The 23753-nt window shown below is 71.9% G+C and carries 18 protein-coding genes; 10 read left to right on the top strand and 8 right to left on the bottom strand.

What is annotated here, in order from left to right; translation table 11 throughout:
- Positions 1 to 14: 14 nt before the first annotated feature.
- Positions 15 to 713, bottom strand: coding sequence for a response regulator (locus CFK41_RS11110; RefSeq protein ID WP_096799713.1), 699 nt, complete (start codon positions 711 to 713; stop codon positions 15 to 17).
- Between the two features lie 38 nt (positions 714 to 751).
- Here CFK41_RS11110 and CFK41_RS11115 point away from each other — a divergent pair, with 38 nt between their 5' ends.
- From CFK41_RS11115 to CFK41_RS11125, 3 genes are all read left to right on the top strand, one after another.
- Entirely contained in the window at positions 752 to 2566 is a 1815-nt protein-coding gene (locus CFK41_RS11115; RefSeq protein ID WP_096799714.1) for a sensor histidine kinase, read from the top strand.
- Between the two features lie 63 nt (positions 2567 to 2629).
- Entirely contained in the window at positions 2630 to 3727 is a 1098-nt protein-coding gene (locus CFK41_RS11120) for a fatty acid desaturase family protein (RefSeq protein WP_096799715.1), read from the top strand.
- A gap of 151 nt (positions 3728 to 3878) precedes the next feature.
- Positions 3879 to 4532, top strand: coding sequence for a DUF402 domain-containing protein (locus tag CFK41_RS11125; protein ID WP_151904737.1), 654 nt, complete (start codon positions 3879 to 3881; stop codon positions 4530 to 4532).
- Between the two features lie 17 nt (positions 4533 to 4549).
- On the opposite strand, the gene CFK41_RS11130 is transcribed toward CFK41_RS11125, so the two are convergent.
- Positions 4550 to 6319 carry an ATP-binding cassette domain-containing protein gene (locus CFK41_RS11130; protein WP_096799717.1) on the bottom strand — a complete coding sequence of 590 codons (1770 nt, stop codon included), beginning with the start codon at positions 6317 to 6319 and terminating at the stop codon, positions 4550 to 4552.
- Positions 6320 to 6386: 67 nt separating this feature from the next.
- Here CFK41_RS11130 and pepN point away from each other — a divergent pair, with 67 nt between their 5' ends.
- From pepN to CFK41_RS11145, 3 genes are all read left to right on the top strand, one after another.
- Positions 6387 to 8936, top strand: a complete 2550-nt coding sequence (gene pepN, locus CFK41_RS11135; RefSeq protein ID WP_096799718.1) for an aminopeptidase N — start codon at positions 6387 to 6389, stop codon at positions 8934 to 8936.
- Between the two features lie 72 nt (positions 8937 to 9008).
- Entirely contained in the window at positions 9009 to 9959 is a 951-nt protein-coding gene (locus CFK41_RS11140) for a mechanosensitive ion channel family protein (RefSeq protein ID WP_096799719.1), read from the top strand.
- A 70-nt stretch (positions 9960 to 10029) separates the two neighbouring features.
- Positions 10030 to 10479 carry a globin gene (locus tag CFK41_RS11145; protein ID WP_096799720.1) on the top strand — a complete coding sequence of 150 codons (450 nt, stop codon included), beginning with the start codon at positions 10030 to 10032 and terminating at the stop codon, positions 10477 to 10479.
- A 32-nt stretch (positions 10480 to 10511) separates the two neighbouring features.
- Here CFK41_RS11145 and CFK41_RS11150 read toward each other — a convergent pair whose 3' ends face one another.
- Positions 10512 to 11033, bottom strand: coding sequence for an acyl-CoA thioesterase (locus CFK41_RS11150; RefSeq protein ID WP_096799721.1), 522 nt, complete (start codon positions 11031 to 11033; stop codon positions 10512 to 10514).
- 39 nt (positions 11034 to 11072) lie between these two features.
- Here CFK41_RS11150 and CFK41_RS11155 point away from each other — a divergent pair, with 39 nt between their 5' ends.
- Entirely contained in the window at positions 11073 to 12008 is a 936-nt protein-coding gene (locus CFK41_RS11155) for an acyl-CoA thioesterase (RefSeq protein WP_096799722.1), read from the top strand.
- 2 nt (positions 12009 to 12010) lie between these two features.
- Here the strand turns inward: CFK41_RS11155 and CFK41_RS11160 are convergent, their stop codons facing one another.
- Positions 12011 to 13330 carry an ABC transporter substrate-binding protein gene (locus CFK41_RS11160; protein WP_227873050.1) on the bottom strand — a complete coding sequence of 440 codons (1320 nt, stop codon included), beginning with the start codon at positions 13328 to 13330 and terminating at the stop codon, positions 12011 to 12013.
- 35 nt (positions 13331 to 13365) lie between these two features.
- A complete protein-coding gene (glgP, locus tag CFK41_RS11165; protein WP_096799723.1) occupies positions 13366 to 15930 on the bottom strand; it encodes an alpha-glucan family phosphorylase in 2565 nt (854 codons plus the stop codon).
- Between the two features lie 253 nt (positions 15931 to 16183).
- On the opposite strand from glgP, the gene CFK41_RS11170 reads away from it, so the two are divergent.
- The gene (locus CFK41_RS11170) at positions 16184 to 17728 is read left to right on the top strand and encodes a hypothetical protein (protein ID WP_096799724.1); all 1545 of its coding nucleotides are present in this window, start codon (positions 16184 to 16186) and stop codon (positions 17726 to 17728) included.
- A 70-nt stretch (positions 17729 to 17798) separates the two neighbouring features.
- Here the strand turns inward: CFK41_RS11170 and ettA are convergent, their stop codons facing one another.
- The 3 genes from ettA to CFK41_RS11185 form a co-directional block, all read right to left on the bottom strand.
- Complete coding sequence (gene ettA, locus CFK41_RS11175; RefSeq protein WP_096799725.1) at positions 17799 to 19481, bottom strand: energy-dependent translational throttle protein EttA; 1683 nt, start codon at positions 19479 to 19481, stop codon at positions 17799 to 17801.
- 118 nt (positions 19482 to 19599) lie between these two features.
- Complete coding sequence (locus tag CFK41_RS11180; RefSeq protein ID WP_096799726.1) at positions 19600 to 20283, bottom strand: HAD family hydrolase; 684 nt, start codon at positions 20281 to 20283, stop codon at positions 19600 to 19602.
- Positions 20280 to 21413 (bottom strand): YlbL family protein, encoded by a 1134-nt coding sequence (locus CFK41_RS11185; RefSeq protein ID WP_227873051.1) that lies wholly within the window; start codon positions 21411 to 21413, stop codon positions 20280 to 20282. The genes CFK41_RS11180 and CFK41_RS11185 overlap by 4 nt, the downstream gene beginning before the upstream one ends.
- A 97-nt stretch (positions 21414 to 21510) precedes the next feature.
- On the opposite strand from CFK41_RS11185, the gene CFK41_RS11190 reads away from it, so the two are divergent.
- On the top strand, positions 21511 to 23130 hold the full coding sequence (locus CFK41_RS11190) for a zinc-dependent metalloprotease (protein WP_096799728.1): 1620 nt from the start codon (positions 21511 to 21513) through the stop codon (positions 23128 to 23130).
- Complete coding sequence (locus CFK41_RS11195; protein WP_096799729.1) at positions 23120 to 23749, top strand: NUDIX hydrolase; 630 nt, start codon at positions 23120 to 23122, stop codon at positions 23747 to 23749. The genes CFK41_RS11190 and CFK41_RS11195 overlap by 11 nt, the downstream gene beginning before the upstream one ends.
- Positions 23750 to 23753: the final 4 nt, after the last annotated feature.

A 23753-nucleotide genomic window follows, 5' to 3' on the forward strand; every position in this document is an offset into this window, starting at 1 on the left:
CCGCGCGAGCGGGCTCACCCGCCGGGCTGCACCAGCCCGGACTCGTACGCGGCGACGACCAGCTGCGTGCGATCGCGCAGCGCCAGCTTGCCGAGGATCCGCGAGACGTGGGTCTTGACGGTCTGCTCCGCCATCACGAGCTCCGCCGCGATCTCCCGGTTCGCGAGTCCGCGGGCGACCAGCCGCAGCACGTCCAGCTCCCGCTCGGTGAGCACCGACAGGCTCTCGTCGACCTCCGCCACCCGCTCGGGGCGGGCCACGAAATCGGCGATCAGGGCCCGGGTCACCCGCGGCGCGAGCAGCGACTCGCCATCGGCCACCACCCTCACGGCCTGGACCAGCTCCTCGGGCGTGGAATCCTTGAGCAGGAACCCGCTCGCCCCTGCGCGCAGCGCAGCGAACACGTACTCGTCGGCATCGAAGGTGGTCAGCACGATGATCCTCGGCGGCTCCCCCGGCATCTCGAGCACCGTCCGGGTCGCCTCGAGCCCGCCCACGATCGGCATGCGGATGTCCATCAGCACCACATCGGGCCGCAGGCGCTCCACCACCTCGGCGATGCCCGCCCCGTCGGCGGCGGTCCCCACCACCGCCATCCCGTCCTGGGCGTTCAGCAGCGCCTCGAAGCCACCGCGGATCATCGACTGGTCGTCGACGATCAGCACCCGGATGTCGGTGCTGCCCGGACGGGCCTGTTTCGGTGGCTGCTCCATGGCGCCACGGTATCCCTGTCCGCCTGGAGGGAGCGTGGATGTTCCTCATCCCTGACCGCCACGCCCTGCGACGGCTCCGCCATGACCTGGCCCTGGTCATCCCCGGGCTCCCGCTGACCCTGTTCGCCGCGCTGAGCCTGCTGCCGCTGATCGTCGTCTCCGCGGCGCTCTCCATCGCCTGGGTGGGCGTGCTCCTGTTCCCCGTCACGCTGGCGCTGGCCTCCGCCTGGGCGCGGCTGGACCGAGCGCGGCTGCGCCGCTGGGGCATCGAGGTCACGACTCCCTCGTACCGGCCCCGGGGGCGGGGCGCCGTCGGGCCCCTGCGGCTCATCACGGACCCGCGCCGCTGGCTCGACCTGGCCTTCGAGGCGATCATCGCGCTGCCGGTGCGGCTGCTGACCGCCGGGATCACGATCGCCTGGCTCGCCGGCGCGGTGGGCGGGCTGAGCTGGTGGGCCTGGGCGCCCCTGCTGCCGCCGGCGCTGACCCCGCTGCCCGGCCAGTGGGCGCTGGCCATGGTGGTCGGCCTGATGCTCGCGCTGTCCTTCCCCGCCATGGTCCGCGCCCTGGCGCTGCTGGACCTCGTGGTGACCGCTCCGCTGCTGGGCGGGGCGGTGCCCGGCTCGAGCCTGCGCGGCACGATCCCCCCTCCGCGGTCGGCGGAGGCCGACGCCCGGCTGCGGGAGAGCGCCTGGACCCGGATGACCATCGCCTTCCTCGCGTTCGTCCTGGTCGTGGTGGGCTGGCCGGTCACCGCCGCGGTCTACGGCGTCCACCCCTCCCCCGCGATGCTGGTGGCGCTCGGGGGCGGTGCCGCCGCCCTGCTCGCGGTGCGATGGCCCTGGGCCGGTCTCTCCCTCGACGTGGTCGCGGTCGCGGCGATGATGCTCGTGACCCTGCCCGCCTCCTCGGAGGCCTCCTGGCCCTGGCCCGTCACCGCCCTGCTCGCCCACTGCCTGACCCTGCTCGTCCTGGCCGTGCTGCACCGGTGGTACTGGACGGTCTCGACCTGGTCGGCCGGGGCGCTGCTCACCCTCGTCGCGCTGCTGCTGACCGATGCCCGCGTGATGCCGGGCGGCATGCTGCGCGAGCTGATGACCAACGGCGTGGTGCTGCTGGCGGTCAGCGGCGGGGTGCTGCTGCTGGGCATCACGGTCCGGCAGTGGGTCCTGGTCACGGGAGAGGTGGAGCGGGCGCAGACCCTGAGCGCCGAGGAGGTGCGCCGCCGCTACGAGCTCCAGGAGCGGGGGCGGATCGCCCGCGAGCTGCACGACGTGGTCGCCCATTCGATGTCCGTGATCACCGTGCAGGCCGGCACCGCGAAGTTCCGCCTGCCGGGGCTGGATGCGAGCACCGAGCAGGAGTTCGAGGACATCGCCGCCTCCTCCCGGCAGGCCCTCGGCGAGATGCGCTCCCTGCTCGCGATCCTGCGCACCGACGAGGACCTCGCCGAGGTCCCGATGCCGGGGCTGCCCGATCTCGAGGAGCTGCTGCGCACCACCCGCGCCGCAGGAGCCGCGATCACGGCGGACCTCACCCTGCCCGAGGTGCCGCCCACCGCAGGGCTGACCGCGTACCGCGTGGTCCAGGAGGCGCTGAGCAACGCGCTGCGGCACGCCCGCGGCGCGGCGATCGACGTACGGGTGGGGACGGCCGACGGGGCCCTCGTGGTGGAGGTGACCAACGAGCTCTCCGAGGACCCTGCGGAGTCGATCCCGGGGTCGGGGCTGGGCCTCGCCGGCGCGCAGGAGCGGGTGCGCGCCCTCGGCGGCGACGTGGAGGCGGGTGCGACGGCGGAGGGCGGCTTCCGCGTCACCGCCAGGATCCCGATCGCGGACCCCCTACCCCGGTAGGGGGTGCGGGTTCGCTCCCGCGGGGGACGCGCGCGTGCCACCTGGCGTTCTAGCGTCAACGGCATGACCACCACTGCACAGCCTCGCGCCGCACGGGCCCAGGGCCCGCGGGCCGCCGCCCAGACCCGTGACTACTTCGAGCTCTCGCAGAGGGTGAAGGACGCCGGGCTCATGGGACGCAACGTGCGCTCGTACATGGTGCGCACCGCCGTGCTCGCACTCGGCTTCGTCGGCGCCTTCGCGCTGCTGCTCACCCTCGGCGGCACTTGGTGGCAGCTCGCCGTCGCAGTGCTCTTCGGCATCCTGTTCACGCAGGCCGCGTTCATCGGCCACGACGCCGCCCATCAGCAGGTCTTCGCCTCCGGCAAGCGCAACGCCTGGTTCGCCCGCATCATCGGCAACCTCGTGGTGGGTCTGGCCATCGCCTGGTGGACCCGCAAGCACAACAAGCACCACGCGAACCCCAACACCGTCGGCCGCGACGGCGACATCGCCGGCGGCGTGCTCGTGTTCATCCCCGAGGAGCAGGCCGACCGCACCGGCTTCATGGCCTGGTTCGCGAGGCGTCAGGGATGGGCCTTCTTCCCGATCCTCACCCTGTTCGGCTTCGTGCTGCACTACGAGGGCATCACGGCCCTGCTGACGACCGAGAAGGTCAAGCACCGCCGGGTCGAGCTGGCGCTCGTGCTGGTGCGCCTCATCGGGTTCCCCGCGATCGTGCTGTCCACCCTGGGCCTCGGCATGGGCCTGGCCTTCCTCGGCGTGCAGATGGCCGTCTTCGGGGTCTACATGGGATCCTCCTTCGCCCCGAACCACAAGGGCATGCCCCTGATCCCGAAGGGCCTCGAGGTCGACTTCCTGCGCCGGCAGGTCCTCACCAGCCGCAACATCAAGGGCGGCCTGCTGATGAACTGGGCGATGGGCGGCCTGGACCTGCAGATCGAGCACCACCTGTTCCCCCGCATGCCCTCGGCGAACCTGCGCAAGGCGAAGCCGATCGTCAAGCAGTTCTGCGCCGAGCGCGGGATCACCTACACCGAGACGAACCTGCTGACCTCCTACGGGATCATCATCAAGTACCTCAACCGGGTGGGGCTCGGCTACGCCGACCCCATGGACTGCCCGCTGGCCGCACAGCTGCGCGGAGCCTCCGTCTCCTGAGCCGACCGGACTCGGCGCGCCGCCCGCGCGGTCGGGGGGCAGGCGGTATGGTCGCCCCATACGCCTACCCCTTCACGGGCAGCGCAGCCCCGACTCGGTGGCCGGTCGGTACGGGGCGTCCGTGGAGGCCGATCCGGCCGGGATCACCACCATGTCTTCCACCCCGCGCTGGTCGCCCGGCGACCAGGTGACCTGGACCTACTACACCCTTCAGCACCCCACTCGCACCGTTCGACCCGGCACCGTCGTGCTGGACGACGACCGCGGCGTGGCGGTCTGGATCGCGCCCGGCACCGAGGTGCTGCTGCCGGTTCTGGAATCCGGGGCGGCCCTGCGCCGCGCCGGCGACGAGGGCATGTTCACCGCCCCTCGCGTGCAGTCCAAGCAGCTCTGGACCGGCAACGGCATCCTCATGATCGGCCTGCCGGACAAGCCCTATTCGATCTGGCTGTTCTACAAGGACGACGGCTCGCTGGGCTGCTACTACGTGAACCTCGAGACCCCCTACGAGCGGACCGAGGAGGGCGTGCGCACGCGCGACCTCGTCCTGGACCTGGTGGTGCTGCCGCGCCGCGACTGGCACTACAAGGACGAGGACGAGCTCGAGGGCGCCGAGCGGACCGGCTACTTCTCCGCCGAGGAGATCGAGCAGATCCGCGCCGCCGGCCGCGAGGCGGAGCAGCACATCGCCGACTGGCAGTACCCGTTCTCCGCCGGCTACGAGTACTTCTTCCCGGATCCGTCCTGGCCGCTGCCGAGACTGCCCGAGCACTACACCTGGGACCTCGACCTCACGAGGCGGTGAGCCGTCCTGCCCGGCGCTCAGCGCAGCTGCTCGGTGAAGATCTCCGCGAAGCGGCTCCCCGGCACCAGGAGCTCCTGGTAGGTGCCGCTCTCCACGATGCGGCCCTCCTCGAGCACGTGGATGCGGTCCATACCCCGCAGCGTCCATGCCCGATGCGAGACCACGAGGGTGATGTGCCCGGCGGCGGTCTCCCGGAGCTGTGCGAAGACCTCCTGCTCGGCCTCGGCGTCGATCGCGGACGTCGGCTCGTCGAGGACACGGATCCCCGCCCCGCGCAGGTGGATGCGGGCCAGCGCGAGGCGCTGCCACTGCCCGCCCGAGAGCCCCGTCCCGCCGAACTGCGGGCCGAGCATCGTGTCCAGGCCGTGCGGGAGGCGGCGCACCAGATCACCTGCGCGGGCCGCGTCCAGGGCGATCCAGATCTCCTCGTCGGCCACGTCCTCCTTCGGGGTGCCCAGTGCGATCGCCTCGCGCACCGTCATCTCGTAGCGGCCGAACTCCTGGGTGACCAGCCCGAAATGACCGAGGCGCGCGGCGGCGGAGAGCGCTCGGGCCGGCTTGCCGTCCAGCAGCGCCTCCCCACGCTCCGGCTCCACGATGCCCAGCAGCGCGTTGACCAGCGTCGTCTTGCCGGCGCCGTTGACCCCGACCAGCGCGATCATCTCCCCGCGCTCCGCACGCAGGCTCGCACCCTCCAGCGAGGGGACCCGCGCCCCGGGGTACGTGACCGTGAGATCCCTGATCTCGAGCGACTCCACCCCCGGCACGACCACCTGGGTCTCCGTCTCCTCGGGCAGGGCCTCGATCTCGCGGAACCGGGCCACGAGCGGACCGGCGGAGATCACGTCCCCTATCGCGAAGCCCGCCCCGCGGGTGGCCTGCAGCCCGGCGACCACGCCGAGCACCCCGGCGCTCAGCCCGGCGGCACCGCCGTCCTCGGCGAGCACCGCGACCAGGGCCCCTCCGAGCAGCACCGCGGTGACGAGGCCGCCCAGCAGATCCCCGCGCAGCAGCAGCGCATAGAGACGATCCTGGATCCCGGTCATCCGGGCCTGGGCCGCTGCGGCGTCCCGGGCGACCCGCGGCCCCGTGCCGAGCGTGGCGAGCTCGGTGCCGGTGCGGGCGTCCACGAGCTGATCGAACAGGTAGCGGAAGCGGGCGCCGTGCGCGGCGGCCTCCTCGAAGCGGCGATCCTGGATCCTCGCGGACCAGGCGAAGACGAGCAGGTTCGGCACCAGCGCCGCGACGACCAGCACGGCGGCCAGCATCGAGAAGGGTGCGATGGCGGCACCCAGCGCGAGCGCGGCCAGCAGCGAGGAGAGCGCACCGATCACGGCGCCGGGGCTTCGGGAGAGCGCCCAGGTGCTCGTGCGCGTCCCCTCGAACAGGGCATGCACCCGCGGATCCGCCGTCCGCCGCGGGGACAGCGCCGCCGCGCTGGCGGCGAGGCGGGAGTCCAGGGCGAGCATGAGCCGCATCGAGATCCGCTGCCCCACCAGGTTCTCCGCGCTGCCGAGGATCTGACCGACCCCGACCAGGACGGTCAGGAGCAGCAGCGGCGCAAGGGCTGCCAGCAGGCCGCCGGCCTCCGCGACGCCCACGAGCCAGGAGACCGCCCGCACCTGCGCGGCCGGCACCAGCGCCAGGACGAGCGAGGTGAGGATGGTGAGCAGGAACCAGGCGGGAGATCGCCGCGCCGCGAGCGCGATCGACCAGCGCACCCCGCCGAGCACCCGGCCGATGCCCCCGCCGCGTCCGGGCGCGGGAGCAGGAGGCGGGGACGGCATGTCCGCACCTTATCGAGCAGGACCCGATGGGGCACCCGATATCCCTCCGAGTGGCAGGATGGCTCCCATGTCATCCGAGAACCTCACTCGCGACGAGGCCCGCAGCCGCGCCTCGTTCCTCAGCACCGACTCCTACGAGATCCGCCTCGACCTCACCACCGATGAGCGGACGTTCCTCACCGAGACCACGATCCGCTTCACCTCCACCGCCGCTCGGGCCACCTTCGTGGATCTCATCGCGCAGTCCGTCGAGGAGATCGAGCTCAACGGCGAGCTGCTCGAGGATCCCGCGTCCCGCTTCGACGGGGCCCGGGTGCAGCTGCCGGAGCTCGCCGAGGGCGGGAACACCCTGCGGATCCTGGCCACCGGTCGCTACATGAACACCGGCGAGGGCCTGCACCGCTTCGTGGACCCGGTCGACGACGAGGTCTACCTGTACACGCAGTTCGAGGTCTCCGACGCGCGCCGCATGTTCGCCTGCTTCGAGCAGCCGGACCTCAAGGCGACCTTCGCCCTGGACGTCACCGCTCCCGCCCACTGGCGGGTCATCTCCAATGCGCCCACCCCTGCCCCGTCGGCCGCCGGCGAGGGCACCGCCACGTGGAGCTTCGAGCCCACCGAGCGAATCTCCACCTACCTGGTCGCGCTGATCGCCGGGAACTACCAGGGCGGCACCGGTGAGATCACCACGCGTGACGGCCGCACGATCCCCATGGGCGTCTTCGCCCGCGCGTCGCTCGCCGAGCACGTGGACGCGCAGGACGTCATCGACGTGACCAAGGCCGGCATCGACTTCTACGAGGAGGCCTTCGACCAGGACTTCCCGTTCCGGAAGTACGACCAGGTGTTCGTGCCGGAGTACAACATGGGCGCGATGGAGAACCCCGGTGCGATCACCTACGTGGAGGCGTACGTGTTCCGCTCCGAGGTCTCCGACGCCGTGCGCGAGCGCCGCGATCTCACGATCCTCCACGAGCTCGCCCACATGTGGTTCGGCGACCTGGTCACCATGCGCTGGTGGGACGACCTGTGGCTGAACGAGTCCTTCGCCGAGTACGCCTCGACCCTCGCCAGCGCCGAGGTCACCCGCTGGAGCGACTCCTGGACCACCTTCGCCCTCTCCGAGAAGGGCTGGGCCTACCAGCAGGACCAGCTCCCCTCGACCCACCCGATCGTCGCCGACATGGTCGACTTCGAGGCCGTGGAGACGAACTTCGACGGCATCACCTACGCCAAGGGCGCCTCGGTGCTGCGCCAGCTGGTCGCCTACGTGGGCCGCGAGGAGTTCTTCGCCGGGGTGCGCGCGTACTTCGCCAAGCACGCCTGGGGCAACACCGAGCTGCGCGACCTGCTGGTCGAGCTCGAGGCCACCAGCGGCCGCGACCTCAGCAGCTGGGCCGAGCTCTGGCTGCAGCGCGCCGGGGTCAACACCCTGCGCCCCGAGATCGAGCGCGACGCCGACGGCGTCGTCACCCGCTTCGCGATCGTCCAGACCGCACCCGAGGAGCACCGCACCCTGCGCCCGCACCGTCTGCAGGTGGGCGGGTTCACGCTCCGCGACGGGGCCCTGGTGCGCACCGAGACCGTCGAGCTCGACGTCGACGGCGAGCTCACCGAGGTGCCCCAGCTGACCGGGAAGCGCGCGGACCTCTGGCTGCTCAACGATGGCGACCTCGCCTACGCCAAGGTGCGCCTGGACGAGCAGTCCCTCGCCGTCGCGATGGAGCACCTGCGCGACCTCGATGACTCCCTGGCCCGCACCCTGCTGTGGTCCGCCGCCTGGGACATGGTCCGCGACGGGGAGCTGCCCAGCCGCCGCTACCAGCAGCTGGTGCTCGCGAACCTCACCGGGGAGGCCTCCTCCTCGGTGGTCCGCACCCTGCTGCAGCAGCTCGAGTCGGTCGCCGGGCCCTATGCCGCGGTCGACCAGCGCGAGCTGCGCACCGAGCAGGCGGCCTCGGCCGTCTGGGAGCTCGCCCAGGGCGCCGAGGCCGGCTCCGACGCCCAGCTCCAGTTCGTCGAGGCCTTCGCCCGCCTCGCCCGCTCCGAGGAGCACCACCACACCCTCGAGGGCCTGCTGGGCGGCAGCATCGCCCTGCCCGGACGCACCATCGACACCGATCTGCGCTGGAAGCTCGTGATCTCGCTCGCCGTCCTCGGCGGGATCGACGCCGCCGGGATCGACGAGCAGCTCGCCTCGGACGACACCCAGTCCGGTCGCAAGAGCGCCCTGACCGCGCGCGCCGCGCTGCCCACCGAGGTCTCCAAGGCCAAGGCCTGGCGGCGCACGGTGGAGAAGGACACCCTGGCCAACGAGTCCATCACGGCCGTGATCCAGGGCTTCCGCCGCGTGACCGACGAGTCCCTGCTGGCCCCCTACCGCCAGCGCTACTTCGACGTCATCTCGAGCGTGTGGAAGGAGCGCTCGAACGAGATCGCGGCCCGCATCGTCGGCGGCTACTTCCCGAACTCCTACGGCGGCCAGGGCGTGCTCGACGCCGCCGACGCCTGGCTCGCGGAGGCCGAGGAGGCGCCCTTCGGGCTGCGTCGCATCATCATCGAGGGCCGGGACACGGTGGCCCGCCAGGAGAAGGTCCGCGCCGCGGACGTGGCCTGATCCGCCGACGGTGACACACCTCGCCCGGGGCCGCTGCGGACAGCGGCCCCGGTCGCGACTATCGTCGGGAGCATGGTGGACGACCCCCTGGACCCTGGCACCCTGCTGACGGCCCCCACGACCGATGAGGCGCTGACCCTGATGGATCAGCTGCTGAGATGGCTGGCCACCAGCGGCATCAAGATCGTGATCATCCTGCTGGCGGCGATGCTCCTGAGCCTCCTGGCCGGATGGTTCCTGCGCCGCTTCTTCCGCACCATGGTGCAGTCCGGCTCGAAGATCTCGACCGTGACCGGCACCGTGATCCGGCGCGACCCGCGCGCGCAGAAGGCCGCCCAGGCCCGCCGCGAACAGCGCGCGAGCACGCTGTCGAACGTGGCGCGGAACATCTCCCGCGTGATGATCTGGGCGATCGCCACGATGATGATCCTCTCCGAGATCGGCGTGAACATCGCGCCGGTGATCGCGAGCCTCGGCGTGGTGGGCCTCGCCGCGGGCATCGGCGCGCAGACGATCATCAAGGACGTGGTCGCCGGCGTGGTGATGCTGTTCGAGGACATCGTCGCCGTGGGCGACTGGGTGGATCTCGAGTACGCCGAGGGCACCGTCGAGTCGATCAACCTGCGCGCCACCCAGGTGCGCGGACTCGACGGCGTGCTGTGGACGGTCCGCAACGGCGAGATCGTCCGGGTGGGCAACTACGCCCGCGGCCACTCGATCGCCGTGGTGGTGCTCGACATCGACGCGGCGGCCGACGACGACCAGGTCACCCGGGTGGTCCAGCAGGTCGTCGCCGAGATCGGCGAGGACCCCGCCTGGGACGACACCATCCTCGCCCCGGGCGATGTCACCGGCATCCTCGCCGTCGACGCCAACCGCTACCAGCGCCGCGTGACCATCCAGACCGCACCCGGCCGGCAGTGGGGCGTGGAGCGGGAGCTGCGCGCCCGCATCCGCGCCGGCTTCGCGGCCGCCGACATCGCCTTCGCCATGCCCCGCTTCGTCGAGACCGTGCAGAAGTGATCCAGCAGAAGTGATCCAGCAGAAGTGATCCAGCAGAAGTGACAGCCCCCCCCGACCCGGAGGACCCCTCATGACCAGTCCCAGCGCCCGCCCCGAGCAGGTCAGCTTCTACGAGGAGATCGGCGGGCACGAGACCTTCGTGCGGCTCGTGGACCGCTTCTACGAGGGTGTCGCCGAGGACCCGGTGATGCGGCCGATGTATCCCGAGCAGGATCTCACCGGGGCGCGGCACCGGCTGACCACCTTCCTCGAGCAGTACTGGGGAGGCCCGAAGACCTACGGCGAGGAGCGCGGCCATCCGCGGCTGCGGATGCGCCACGCCGTCTTCGCCGTCTCCCCCGCGGCGAAGGACGCCTGGCTGCGCCACATGCGCGCGGCCGTGGACTCCCTGGACCTGCCGCCCCTGCACGAGCAGACGCTGTGGGACTACCTCGACCGGGCCGCGCACTCGCTGGTGAACACGGTCAACGGCGGCGAGGCCCCGGCGGCCGGGCAGAGCATCCCGGACCGCCTGAGCTGAGGAGACCCGGGAGCTGAGGAGCCCGGGCGCCGTCAGTCCCGGAAGCTCAGCGGCTCCCCCTGGAACCGTGCGAGCATCTCGCGGGTGCCGGACTCGAGCCGCACCGGGGCGCCCGTCTCCGCGTCGATCAGCACCACGACGGTGCGTGCCCGGGCGTAGGGCGCGGCGCCGTCCGGGTCATCGCGCGTGAGCACCAGGTAGTCCACGCTCAGGCTCGCTCCGCCGATCCGCGAGAGCCACAGCCGCACCACCACCCCGTCACGGCGGTGCTCGAGGGAGCGGGCGTACTCGATCCGCTGCGAGGCGATCACGGTGCTCAGCGCCGAGCCCGCGCCGCTGACCGGCAGGGCCGCGGCGGGAGCCGGGGCGCCCAGGGCGATCTGCTCCGCCGGCGGCTGCCAGAACGCGGCGATGCGCGCCTCCTCGAGCAGCCGCACCATCGCGGCGTTGTTCACGTGCCCGTAGGCGTCCAGATCCGTCCAGCGGACGGGGACCGGGACGTCCAGCGGTCCGGGAGTGAGATCGGGTGCATCGTCAGCGGAGGAGGGGGTCATGGCACTCATCGTAGGAGACATGACCAGTACGATCGGGCCATGACGTTCCCCCGCACCGACCCCTCGGAGATCGCCGCCGGCCTGGTGGACCTGCTGGACCTGCGCGAGATCGCCCCGTCGGGAGAGTTCTCCACCCCGGCCACCGTCGCCGCGTACCAGGGCGACTCCTCGCCCCAGCCGGGAGGCCACGTCTTCGGCGGCCAGGTGATGGGGCAGGCGGTCACCGCCGTGGGGCGCACGGTCTCCCCGGGACGTCGGATCCACTCGATGTACTCCTACTTCCTCGCCCCCGGCGACCCCGAGCACCCGATCCGCTTCCAGGTCGACGCCCTGCGCGACGGCGGCTCCTTCTCGGTGCGTCGCGTGCTGGCGACCCAGCCCGGGAAGGAGGCCGACGAGGAGGAGCGCACGATCCTCGCGATGACCGCATCGTTCCAGGAGGAGCAGGAGGGTCTCGAGCACCAGGAGCGCGCCCCCGAGGCACCGGACCCCGAAGGGCTCCCGACCACGGCGGAGGTGCTCGCGGGCATCGACCATCCGGTGGCGCACTACTGGGCCACCCAGCGCCCGATCGACATCCGCCATGTCACCGATCCGATCTACCTGCGACCCGATCCGGTCTCCGGCACGGGCGATGCGCAGATGGTCTGGATGCGGACCCTCGCCCCGGTGCAGGCCGAACCGCTGCTGCACGACGCGATCCTCGCCTTCGCGAGCGACTACACGCCCTTCGAGCCGATCCTGCGCCGCCAGGGCCTGAGCTGGATGACCCCGGGGCTGAAGATGGCCACGATCAACCATGCGATCTGGTGGCACAAGCACGCCGATCCCAGCGACTGGCTGCTGTACGTGCAGCGCTCCCCCTCCGCCTCCGGCGGGCGCGGCCTCACCCACGGACAGGTCTTCGACCGTGCCGGCGACCTCGTCGCGACCGTGACCCAGGAGGGCATGATCCGGGCCTCGACAGGGCGCTGACGTCAGCCCAGTTCCTTGTTCGCCGCCTTCTGGGCACGGGGCAGCGCCTCGGCGGCGTCGGTCTCGCCGCGGAACACCTCGGCGATGATCGGCAGGGCGGTGCCGGTCGCGATCGTCGAGCGGTTCCCGGTCTCCGGTCGAGCGACCGTCTCGGGGAGATCGATCATCGAGACGTCCACCCCGGCGGCGGACCAGCTCTTCTCCCAGGCACCGCGCAGATCGCGGTGGGCGGGGATGCCGAGCCGGTTCTCCGCGAGATCCCGCTGGCCGTCGACCCCGCCGAGGAAGCGCAGCAGCTTCCCGACCGCGTCCCGGCGGTCGTCGTCGTCCGGATCCATCCCGACGACCGCGATCGCGTGCACCATCGGGAACGATCCCTCGGGACCCTCGACGGCCGGGTGGATCCCCCAGGTGAACTTCTTCCCGATCTCCTCGCTCAGCGCGTGCAGGTCGTAGGTGCCGGTCTGGAGCAGTCCCAGCTTTCCCGACTGGAAGAGCGTCCGGCACAGCTCCGGATCCTCGACCGTCTCCGTGCCCGCCGGGGCGAGATGGTCGGCGGAGAGGTCGGCGAGGTACTGCACCGCGGCGATGCCCTCCCCCGAGGCGAAGGTCATCCGTCCCTTCTCGTCCTGCCACTGCCCGCCCTGCGCGGCGATGAAGGGGCCCAGCAGCGCGGTGCGGTCCGGCTGCGCGCCGAAGCCGTGGATCGCGCGGGAGGTCGGGTCGAAGCCGTCGTCCCCGGGATGCCTGCCCTCGCCGTCCACGGTGACCGCCCGGGCGAGGTCCCGCAGCGGATCGGTCGGGGCCCCGGCCTCGAAGCTCAGGGCCGCCGCATCACCGTCGGCCTCGCCGATCAGACCTTCATGCGCCACCAGGATGCTCTGCTCCCACACCTGGGGCACGCCCCACAGCCCGTCCTCGGTCCGGTAGAGGTCGGTGGCCGCGGTCTCCCACTGCGAGGCGACGTCGCCGGCGATCTCGCCGATCTCCAGCAGATTGCCGTCAGCACGCACCTGGGCGAGGTTCGCCGTGTTCATCCAGAGCACGTCGGGCAGCTTGCCCGAGGCGACGTCGAGCGGAAGCTGGGTCCAGTAGTCGTCCCAGGTCATGACCTCGACGCCGACCTCGATGCCGGTCGACTCCGTGAACGCCTCGAGGGCTGCCTCATAGGCGCTGGCCGCGGACTCGCTCCACACCCGCATCCGGAGGGCGTCCCCGTCCTCGAGCTCCGCGGGCGCCGCGCCGGTGCAGCCCGCGAGGGCCCCGGCACCCATCACCCCCATCGCAGCGGTGGAGAGCAGGAGCTGGCGACGGGTCGGCACGGGGGCGGGCCTTTCGGACGGAGACGCAGGGCGGCTCAGGCGGTGGTGACCAGCCCGAGCTCGGCGCGGGAGGCGAGCACCGGATGCTGCGGGGTGACCCGCACGGTGCAGCCCACCCGGCCGGGAGCCGACAGCGCGAAGCGGGCGGCCCAGCGGCCGTCCTCCCCACGCCGCAGCGGGATCAGCTGAGGCTCGATGATCTCATCCTCGGCGCCGATCTCGCCGAGGACCGCCTCGACGAGCACGTCCGTGTCGCGCAGGGGGCCCAGCTCGACGTCGGCGACGAGGGTCAGCTCGCTCCCGGCGGCCACCGTGCCCTCCTGTACGCCCTCGAGGATCACCTCGCGCACAGCGACCTGTGACCAGGCCTCCTGCACCTCGGCCTTCCAGGCGGTGAACTCGCCGGCCAGCGCCGGATCCGCGACGAAGGCCGACGCCGCGCGGGCGGCCGGCAGGTACAGATCCGTCACGTAGTCGCGGACCATGCGGGCCGCGGTGATCCGTGGCGCCACCTTGACCAGCGAGGAGCGGACCTTCGTCATCCAGCCGTGCTGCATGCCGCGGGCATCGCGCTCGTGGAACAGCGGGACGATCGACTGCTCGAGGATCTCGTAGAGGGCATCGGCCTCGATCGCATCGCGGCGGGCCTGGTCCTCGACCTGCGCGGTGGGGATCGTCCAGCCGGCCTCGTCGTCCTTCATCTCGTCCCACCACCCGTCGGAGACGGAGAAGGTGAGGGAGCCGTTCAGGACCGCCTTCATCCCGGAAGTGCCGGAGGCCTCCTCCGGGCGGATCGGGTTGTTCAGCCACACGTCCGAGCCCGCGATCAGCACGGAGGCCATGCGGATGTCGTAGTCCGGCAGGAAGGCGATGCGGTGGCGCACCCCGTGGTCATCGGCGAACTGCACCAGCTGCTGGAGGAACTCCTTGCCGGGACGGTCCGCCGGGTGGGACTTGCCGGCGACCACGATCTGCACGGGGCGCTCCGGATCCAGGAGGATCCGCTTGAGCCGCTCCGGGTCCGAGAGCATCAGGGTCAGGCGCTTGTACGTCGAGACTCGACGCGCGAAGCCGATGGTCAGGGCGTTCGGGTCGAGGATGTGATCGGTCCAGGCGAGCTCGGCCTCGTCGGCGCCGCGCCGCAGCCAGGAGTCCTTCACGTGCCGGCGCGCCATGGCCACCAGGTCCGCGCGCAGCCCGTCGCGGGTCTCCGTGAGCTCGTGGTCGGTGAGCGTGGACAGGGCGCTCCAGTCGGTCAGGGAGGAGATGTCCACGTCCCCGAGCGCCTTCTTGTAGAGGTCGTCCATGGGCGCGGAGATCCAGGTGCGGCGGTGCACACCGTTGGTGACCGAGCCGATCGGCACCTCCGGGACGTCGAAGCCGGGGTAGAGGTCCTGGAACATGGCCCGCGAGACGGCGCCGTGCAGCTTCGCGACGCCGTTGGAGCGCTGGGCGATGCGGAAGCCCAGCTGGGCCATGTTGAACACGTCCCCGCCCTCCTCGATGCCGAGGGCCAGGGCGGCCTCGACCGGCAGCGAGGGGATCAGATGGGACAGGCCCGACCCGTCGGCGTCGAGGTAGGAGCGCAGCTGGGAGGCGTCGAAGCGGTCGATGCCGGCGGGCACCGGGGTGTGCGTGGTGAAGACGGTGCCGGCGCGCACCTCGGCGACCGCCTCGGAGAAGCCGGCGCCGGACTGCATCCGACGGCCCACGCGCTCGAGGCCCGAGAAGCCGGCGTGGCCCTCGTTGAGGTGGAACACGGTCGGGGCCGGAGCGCCCACCAGCGCGCTGTACGCCTCGACGGCGCGGACGCCGCCGATGCCGAGGACGATCTCCTGCACGATCCGGTGCTCGTGATCACCGCCGTAGAGCCGGTCAGTGATCTGACGCGCCTGCTCGTCGTTGGATCCGACGTTCGTGTCCAGCAGCAGCAGCGGCACCCGACCCACCTGCGCCGTCCACACCGCGATCGCGACCTCGCGGCCGCCCGGCAGGGAGACGGACACCGTGAGCTGCTCGCCCGCTCCGTCGAGGACGGGCTCGACGGGGAGCTCCGCGGGGTCGTTGAGGCGGTACTCCTCCTGCTGCCAGCCGCTGCGGTCCAGCGACTGGGAGAAGTAGCCCCACTGGTAGAGCAGGCCCACCGCGGTCAGCGGCACGCCGAGGTCCGAGGCGGACTTCAGATGATCGCCCGCGAGGATGCCCAGGCCGCCGGAGTAGATGGGCAGGGTGGGGGTGATGCCGAACTCCATGGAGAAGTAGGCGATCGAGGCTCCGCCGTCGCTCCCCTGCGCTCCGGCGGCGGTGCGCTGGAACCAGCGGCCGGAGTCGAGGTAGGTGCGCAGATCGCCGACCTCCGCGCGCATCCGGGCCAGGAAGGACTCGTCCCGAGCCGCCTCGGCGAGGCGACCGGCAGACACCTGCGGGAGCATCGCGATGGGGTTCTCACCGCTGGCCGCGAACACGGCCGGATCGAGAGAGCGGAACAGATCGGCGGCCTGCCGGCGCCAGGTCCAGCGGAGGTTCAGCGCAAGATCGCGCAGGGGCGCGAGGGCGTCCGGGAGATCGGACGCGACCGTGATCGTGGAGAGCGGCTTCATGGCTCATAAGGTACCCGAACCAGGGGGTCCGGAACGCAGCGGCCCAGCGCTGCGCCGGCGACGGTCCTGATCGTCGATATAGGAGCCTCACCAGGGACGATGGATGTTCACGAAGAGTTCGTCGACCGGTGGTCGGGGCCCTTCGGCGGGCCTGTCCCGCCAAGGTCCCGCGAGCGGGGCATCCGCCTGCGACAATGGTCCTCCGCCGTGGGGCGGTGGACTGATCTGAGCTGGAAGTGCACGGAGGGGCCCGATGGCGAGCGTTGCAGGGACCGGGGAGCTGCCGGCCATCCCGGAGGACACGATCGACCTCGGGGAGAGGCTCGATCCGATCCGGACGCTGCTGCGGCGCACGGCCGCCGGGGACGAGCGCGCCGCCGCCGCGCTGGTCGACGTGCTCGGCCCGCGCATCCACGGGCTCGCCGTCCACGTCACCGGGTCCTCCGCCCGAGCGGAGAAGCTCACCGTATCCGTGCTCCGCTCCTGCCTGCGGGATGCCGGGGATCTCGCCGCCAGCGGTCTGCCGGGAGAGGCGGCCGTGCTGGACCGCGCCCGTCGCGCCGCGGTGGCGACCCGTCCTACCGGGGACGTCCGCTCCCTCGCCGGTCCGGGGCCGGTCGCCGACCGCACCAGCGATCGTCGGGAGATCGAGGTGCTCCGCGTGCTGCTGGAGCTCCCGCTCGCCCAGCGCGCCCTGGTCGAGTCCGCGGCCCAGGGCCGCTTCGCCTACTCCGGCGCCGACCGTCAGCAGGCGGCGCTGACCATCTCCCGGATGCTCGATGCCCTGGTTCCCTTCGGCGGCCCCGAGGATGCCGAGACCCGCGGTCTGAGCTCCCTGGACGCCCTCGCCCTCGCCGATGCGGGCGAACGGCTGCGCCTGCGGGAGCTCACCCGTTCTCCGGAGACCGCCGGCATCCATCGTCATGCGATCGAGGCGGCCGCGCGCCTGGCCCTGCTCACCGCCGTCCCGCCCTCCCGTGACCTGCGGATCGCGGTGCTCGAGGGTTTCGGCGATCGCTCCCGACCGGCGCAGTCCGTCCTGGCTCCGCGCGGGCCCGCCCCGTCCGAGCCCGAGACCGCCTACAGCGGCAGCTACTCGACCCCCGTGCTCGGCACCGACACCCAGCGCCGCGTGGTCGGTCCCCCGCCACAGGCCGGAGGGCCCCACGGCAGCGCCACGGAGCTGTCGGCGCTCTCGCCGCCGACCCCCGACTCCGCCGCCCTGCCGCCCCGCGGCGCGCAGGACTCCTCCGCCGCCCCGGCTTTCGCCTTCCGCTCGAGCGACGAGAAGACCCGCTCACGGCGCGATCGGCGTCGGGAGAAGCAGCGGGCACGGGCGGGCACCCGGCGCGTGCCGTGGATCTCCCGATCGCTCGCCGCCCTCTCCCTGATCGCCGCGCTGGTCCTGGGCGGGCTCCTCTGGGACAGCCATCGTCGGCTCGAGGCGTCCGAGTCCTTCTCCGACGCCTGGGCCGATCGCAGCATGGCCGCCGACGCCCAGCTCGTCCCCGGGACCAGCGACAACGGCACCTGGCAGGCGGTCCTGACCGACGACGGGCTCGTGCTGCGCGCCGAGGGCGTCACCGGCTGGGACGGCGAGGTGCTCGAGCTGTGGGGCGAGGCCGATGGCACGACCCACAGCCTCGGCGTGCTCGACCTCTCCGCCGACGGCACGATCGAGTTCACCTCGGGCGAGAGCGTCCAGCGCCTCGTCGTGACCCGCGAGATGTCACCGGGCAACGAGTCCGGCTCCCCCTCCTCCCGGGTGGTCGCCGATCTCGACCCGGAGGGCACCTGAGCCCCGCCCCCGAGACCCGACGGACCCCCGCACGCCGAGGCGTGCGGGGGTCCGTCGGGTCCGGGCCGGCTCAGTCGCGGGTGAGGCGACGGTAGGTCACGCGGTGGGGACGCGCGGCGTCCTCACCCAGGCGGGAGACCTTGTTCTGCTGGTAGGACTCGAAGTTGCCCTCGAACCAGTACCAGTTCGACGGGTTCTCCTCGGTGCCCTCGTAGGCCAGGATGTGGGTCGCGACCCGGTCCAGGAACCAGCGGTCGTGGGAGACGACCACGGCGCAGCCCGGGAACTCCAGCAGCGCGTTCTCGAGCGAGCCGAGCGTCTGGACGTCCAGGTCGTTGGTGGGCTCATCGAGCAGCAGCACGTTGCCGCCCTGCTTGAGGGTCAGCGCGAGGTTCAGGCGGTTGCGCTCGCCGCCGGAGAGGATCCCGGCCTTCTTCTGCTGGTCCGGGCCCTTGAAGCCGAACTGCGAGACGTAGGCGCGCGAGGGGATCTCGACCTTGCCGACCTGGATGAAGTCCAGACCGTCGGAGACGACCTCCCAGAGGTTCTTGTCCGGATCGATGTTCTCGCGGTTCTGGTCGACGTAGCTGATCTGGACCGACTTGCCGACCTTCAGCTCGCCCTCGTCCAGAGGCTCGAGGCCCACCATGGTCTTGAACAGCGTGGTCTTGCCGACGCCGTTGGGGCCGATGACGCCAACGATGCCGTTGGGCGGCAGGGTGAAGGAGAGCCCGTCGATGAGGATCCGCTCGCCGAAGCCCTTCTTGAGGTCCTTGGCGTCGATCACCTGGTTGCCCAGCCGCGGGCCGGGCGGGATGGTGATCTCCTCGAAGTCGAGCTTGCGGGTCTTCTCCGCCTCCGCGGCCATCTCCTCGTAGCGGGCCAGACGGGACTTGGACTTCGCCTGACGGCCCTTGGCGTTGGACCGCACCCACTCCAGCTCCTCCTTGAGGCGCTTGGCGAGCTTCTGGTCCTTCTTGCCCTGGACGGTGAGGCGCTCCTCCTTCTTCTCCAGGTAGGTGGAGTAGTTGCCCTCGTAGGGGTAGAGGTGGCCGCGGTCGACCTCGGCGATCCACTGGGCCACGTGGTCCAGGAAGTACCGGTCGTGGGTCACGGCGATGACGGCGCCCTCGTACTGCTGGAGGTGCTGCTCGAGCCAGAGCACGCTCTCGGCGTCGAGGTGGTTGGTCGGCTCGTCCAGCAGCAGCAGGTCGGGCTTCTCCAGCAGCAGCTTGCACAGCGCCACGCGGCGGCGCTCACCACCGGAGAGGTGGGTGACCTTCTCGTCGCCGGGCGGGCAGCGCAGGGCGTCCATCGCCTGCTCGAGCTGGGAGTCGAGGTCCCAGCCGTTCGCCGCGTCGATGTCGGTCTGGAGGGTGCCCATCTCGGCCATCAGCGCATCGAAGTCCGCGTCCGGCTCAGCCATCTCCTCGCCGATCGCGTTGAAGCGCTGCACCTTCTGGAACAGCTCGCCCATGCCCTCCTGGACGTTCTCCAGGACGGTCTTGGACTCGTCCAGCGGCGGCTCCTGGAGCAGGATGCCCACGCTGTAGCCGGGCGAGAGCTTGGCCTCGCCGTTGCTGGGGGTGTCCAGGCCGGCCATGATCTTGAGGATGGTCGACTTGCCGGCGCCGTTGGGGCCGACCATGCCGATCTTCGCGCCCGGGTAGAAGCTCATGGAGACGTCATCGAGGATGACCTTGTCGCCCACGGCCTTCCGGGCCTTGTACATGGTGTAGATGAACTCTGCCAACTCGTGTTCCTGTTCGGAGAGGGGTCCGGGGATTCTCACCGGCGCGCCCTGGCAGGGCGCCGCACGGGATGTGTCGCAGTGACCGACTCTACCCCGCTCGCGCCTGCTCGACGCCCCGTCAGTCCAGCGGGACGCCGCGGGCGGTCAGCACCCGGCGGGCGATGTCCGCGCCGTGCTCCGCGCCGCCGTCGCCGTTGCGCGGCCACAGATGGGCGTCGATGCCGAGCGCCTTCGCGGCCTCGACGTTCTCCTCGCGGTCGTCGAAGAAGATCACCGCCGAGGGGATCGACACTCCCCCGGTCTCGTGGGCGAGGACGTCCAGCAGCAGGTCGTAGATCTCGCGGTCGGGCTTGACCGTCCGCTCCTCCCCCGAGATGACGGCGAGGGTGAAGGCCTCGAACCAGTCCGCGCGGCGCACCGCCTCGCCGAAGGACTCCGAGGCGTTGGAGAGCAGGGCCAGGCGCACCTGGTTGCGGGCGAGGTCGTGGATGAGGGTGCGCGAGGCGGGGTCCAGGCGCAGGAAGTAGCGGTTGTCCGCGGCCTGCACCTCGGTGACCTCGTCCTCGGAGAGCTGGTCGACGCCGACGGCGGCGGCGACCGCGCCCCAGTACTCGGCGGCGCTCACGGCGCCGCGGTCGTAGGCGGCGCGCTCGCTCCACAGCGCGTCGGCGAGCGCGTCGGCGTCGCCGCCCAGCAGCTCACGGACGTCCGGCACCGGGTCGTGACCGGCGCTCAGGACCCCGCCGAAGTCGAAGACGACGGTGGGCTTGGGGGGTGTGCGGCGACGATTCTTCTTGCTCATCGGGTGGTCACGTCCTCACAGGTGGGAAGGCCTTCGGTGCTGCCGGTGTCGGCGATGGTCTCGGTGGCGGTCAGGGCGTCCGCGAAGGTGGAGACCGCGACGACGTCGAGTCCGTCGGGCTCGTTGCCGACCACCTCGTCGCAGTTCGCACTGGGTGCCAGGAAGTACTCGGCCTCGGAGTCCGCGGCGCCGACCATCTTCTGGCGGATCCCGCCGATGGGCCCGACCTCGCCGTCGTCGGAGATGGTGCCGGTGCCGGCGATGCGATGGCCCCCGGTCAGGGCGCCCGGGGTCAGCTCGTCGTAGACGGAGAGGGAGAAGATCATGCCGGCGCTCGGGCCGCCGATGCCGCCCACCGAGATGTCCACGTCCATCGGGAACTCATGGCCGGCCGCGAGCACCACGCCCATCCGCGCGACGCCGTCCTCCTCCTTCGTGGGCACCTCGAGCTGGACCTCCTCGCCGTCTCGGCGGACGGTCATCGGGACCTTCTCGCCGGCAGGGACCTTCTCGATCAGCCGCTGATAGCCCGCGACGTCGGCCGCCGTCTCGCCGTCGACGGAGACGATCACGTCACCGCCCTTCAGGACGTCCTCGGCGGCGCCGCCGGACTCGACCCCGGCGATCATCACCACGTCCTGGTAGTCGATCCCCAGCTCGTCCAGGGCCACGGCGACGGCGCCCTGCTGCGAGGTGCTCATCGCCGCGGAGTTGACCAGCGTGGTCTGCTCCTTGGTCTGGTCCTCGGGGAAGACCGCCTCCCGGGGCAGCACCATCTTGGAGCTGTCGAACCAGGCCGCCACGACCTCCGTCGGCGTGACCCGATAGCCGGGGCCGCCGTCCACGGAGACGGTCGTCATCATCAGCGCGCCGTCCGTGGGGTGGGTCTCGGCGCCGTCGATCGCCAGGATCTGCTCGTCCTCGTAGTCACCGAGCACATCGATCGCCGGGCCCGGACGTTCGATGACATAGGGCACGGGCAGCAGCGTGCCCCCCAGGATCAGCACGCAGAGGACCACCAGCGAGGTCAGGGCCACCGCCGGGCGGGCGAACTGGGCGTCGTCGATCGCGCGGGTGATCAGCGCGCGCGCTCGACGAGGTCGGTCGGGTCGGGTGGGGGCTTCGGTCACCCCGACATTGTGCCCCACCCTGAGCCGACCCCCAGGAGGGATCGGTAGGCTGGATGCCCCACGGACTGCTGGAGCCCACGAACTGCTGGAGGTGGCCATGAGCGACGCCCCGATCCCGGGTGGACCCGGTGACATGGACGAGGAGGCGCTGAAGCGCTTCCTCAAGGAGACCTTCGGGGACGCGCTCCCCGAGGGAGCCCTGGACGGACTGGACCTGTCGGCGCTGGCGCAGCAGGCGAACCTGCCGCAGGACCCCGCCCAGCTGCGCGCGGCCGCGGCGCAGATGCAGAGCATGTTCGCCGCGCAGGGCGACAGCCCGGTGAACTGGGACATGGCCGAGGACATCGCGCGCCGCACCGCGGCGGGCCAGACCGGCATCCCCGGCATGCCCGAGCCCACCGGCACCCCCGGCGACCCCGGCCCGAGCGACTCCTCGGTCTCCGAGCTGCGCCAGGCCGCCCAGGTGGCGCGGCTGTGGCTGGATCCCGTGATCTCGATCGACGTGCCCTCCACCGAGCTCGGCGTGTACAGCCGCGGCACCTGGCTGCACCGCACCCTGCCCCACTGGAAGCCGATCGTCGAGCCGGTCGCCAAATACATGGCCGGCGCGATCGGCGAGGCGATCGCCGCGCAGCTGGGTGAGATGGGCGACCTCGGCGGGGCCGGCATGGGAATGCCCGGAGGCGACCCCGCGGCGATGATGGAGCGCATCGGCGGGACCATGTTCGGCGTGCAGTTCGGCCACGCCATCGGCGCCCTCGCCCGGGAGGCGGCGGGCACCACCGATCTCGGCCTCCCGCTGGGCCGGGACGGCGAGCCGGCCCTGGTCGCCTCGAACGTCGAGGACCTGATCGCGGCGCACTCGCTCGACCCGGGCGCCGCCCGCATCTTCCTGGCGGCCCGCGAGATCGCCCACACGGCCCTGTTCACCTCCGCCCCGTGGCTGGGGCGGGCTCTGTTCTCCGCGATCGAGGACTACTCGCGCGGTATCACCCTGGACCTCGACGCGCTCGACGAGATGGTGCGCGGGCTCGATCTCGCCGATCCGGAGGCCATGCAGGCCAGGCGTCCCGAGGAGATGTTCGTGTTCACGCGGCGCGCATCGCAGGAGCGCGCCCTCGAGGAGCTGGCCACCACCCTCGCCCTCATCGAGGCGTGGGTGGATCACGTGACCACCAAGGCGCTCGACGGCAAGCTGCCGGATCTCGAGGCGATGCGCGAGGTGCTGCGGCGCCGCCGCGCCGCGGGCGGGCCCGCCGAGGAGATGCTCTCGAAGACCGTGGGCATCGAGCTGCGCCCGCGCCGGGTCCGCGAGGCGCTGTCCTGGTGGGAGAGCGTCCTGGACACCGAGGGCGAGAGCGGCCGCGAGGCGAAGTGGGACCACCCGGACCTGCTGCCCACCGCGGAGGTCCTCTCCGGTCGGCCGCAGGCCCCGCGGCCCGAGGCGGCCCCGACCGAGGCCGAGGAGCTCGCCGGGGTGGCCCTTCCCGAGGACTTCGACGCCGAGCTGGAGAAGCTGCTCTCCGGCGACGGCCAGGACCGTGCCCCTCGCGAGGACGAGCAGGGCGGCCTGCGCGGCTCCGCTTCGAGCGCGCGGGACGAGACCGAGGCCGACGCGACGGGCGAGGACGGCTCGGGCGAGGATGGCACGGGCGAGGACGGCACGGGCGAGGACGGCGAGGGCGGTCGCTCCTCCGCGGGCGACGATGAGCGCTGAGCCGGCCGGGCAGGTCCTGCCCGCCTCCGCCCCGACGACGGCGCTCGCCGAGCTCGAGCACGCCACGGATGCGCTCTCGGGCCCGACGATGGCCCGCGAGTTCCGCGAGCTGCTGGGCGACGCCCCGGAGCTGATGCTCCGCGACGGCGGGCCGATCCATCTCACCGCGAGCGCGATCGTGATCGACGCCCCCGGAGATCACGTGGCGCTGGTGTGGCATCGCAAGGGCCGTTTCTGGGTCCAGCCCGGCGGCCACCTCGAGGCGGGCGAGACCAGCTTCGAGCAGGCCGCCCGGCGCGAGGTCGCCGAGGAGATCGGGATCGACTCCCTGGAGCGGGTGGGCGACGGTCCGGTGCTGCTGCATCGGCACGCGCTCGATGCGGCCTTCGGCAGATGCGCCGAGCACTGGGACGTGCAGTTCCTGCTGCGCGCCCCGGTCCCGGCCGAGGAGCTGCCCCTCACGGAGAGCGAGGAGTCGCCCGAGGTGCGGTGGGTGCCGTGGCCGCTGCTCGGCGCGGGTCCCGAGCGCGACCTCTCGGCGCTGCCCGAGGGAACCGTGCCCGATCTGGCGCCGACTCTCGAGGCCCTCGCACCCCTCCTCGCCCGCCGCGCCGGCTGATCCG

This window comes from Brachybacterium ginsengisoli (assembly GCF_002407065.1).
GTDB classification, from domain to species: Bacteria; Actinomycetota; Actinomycetes; order Actinomycetales; family Dermabacteraceae; genus Brachybacterium; species Brachybacterium ginsengisoli.

What these genes read in the sequence shown, in the direction of transcription:
- CFK41_RS11150 (WP_096799721.1), bottom strand. Translation starts at nt 11,033, where the DNA reads ATGACCCCCTCCTCCGCTGACGATGCACCCGATCTCACTCCCGGACCG.
- CFK41_RS11125 (WP_151904737.1), top strand. Translation starts at nt 3,879, where the DNA reads ATGTCTTCCACCCCGCGCTGGTCGCCCGGCGACCAGGTGACCTGGACC.
- CFK41_RS11195 (WP_096799729.1), top strand. Translation starts at nt 23,120, where the DNA reads ATGAGCGCTGAGCCGGCCGGGCAGGTCCTGCCCGCCTCCGCCCCGACG.
- CFK41_RS11110 (WP_096799713.1), bottom strand. Translation starts at nt 713, where the DNA reads ATGGAGCAGCCACCGAAACAGGCCCGTCCGGGCAGCACCGACATCCGG.
- CFK41_RS11140 (WP_096799719.1), top strand. Translation starts at nt 9,009, where the DNA reads ATGGTGGACGACCCCCTGGACCCTGGCACCCTGCTGACGGCCCCCACG.
- CFK41_RS11145 (WP_096799720.1), top strand. Translation starts at nt 10,030, where the DNA reads ATGACCAGTCCCAGCGCCCGCCCCGAGCAGGTCAGCTTCTACGAGGAG.
- CFK41_RS11130 (WP_096799717.1), bottom strand. Translation starts at nt 6,319, where the DNA reads ATGCCGTCCCCGCCTCCTGCTCCCGCGCCCGGACGCGGCGGGGGCATC.
- CFK41_RS11190 (WP_096799728.1), top strand. Translation starts at nt 21,511, where the DNA reads ATGAGCGACGCCCCGATCCCGGGTGGACCCGGTGACATGGACGAGGAG.
- glgP (WP_096799723.1), bottom strand. Translation starts at nt 15,930, where the DNA reads ATGAAGCCGCTCTCCACGATCACGGTCGCGTCCGATCTCCCGGACGCC.
- CFK41_RS11170 (WP_096799724.1), top strand. Translation starts at nt 16,184, where the DNA reads ATGGCGAGCGTTGCAGGGACCGGGGAGCTGCCGGCCATCCCGGAGGAC.
- CFK41_RS11155 (WP_096799722.1), top strand. Translation starts at nt 11,073, where the DNA reads ATGACGTTCCCCCGCACCGACCCCTCGGAGATCGCCGCCGGCCTGGTG.
- CFK41_RS11180 (WP_096799726.1), bottom strand. Translation starts at nt 20,283, where the DNA reads ATGAGCAAGAAGAATCGTCGCCGCACACCCCCCAAGCCCACCGTCGTC.
- pepN (WP_096799718.1), top strand. Translation starts at nt 6,387, where the DNA reads ATGTCATCCGAGAACCTCACTCGCGACGAGGCCCGCAGCCGCGCCTCG.
- CFK41_RS11120 (WP_096799715.1), top strand. Translation starts at nt 2,630, where the DNA reads ATGACCACCACTGCACAGCCTCGCGCCGCACGGGCCCAGGGCCCGCGG.
- CFK41_RS11115 (WP_096799714.1), top strand. Translation starts at nt 752, where the DNA reads ATGTTCCTCATCCCTGACCGCCACGCCCTGCGACGGCTCCGCCATGAC.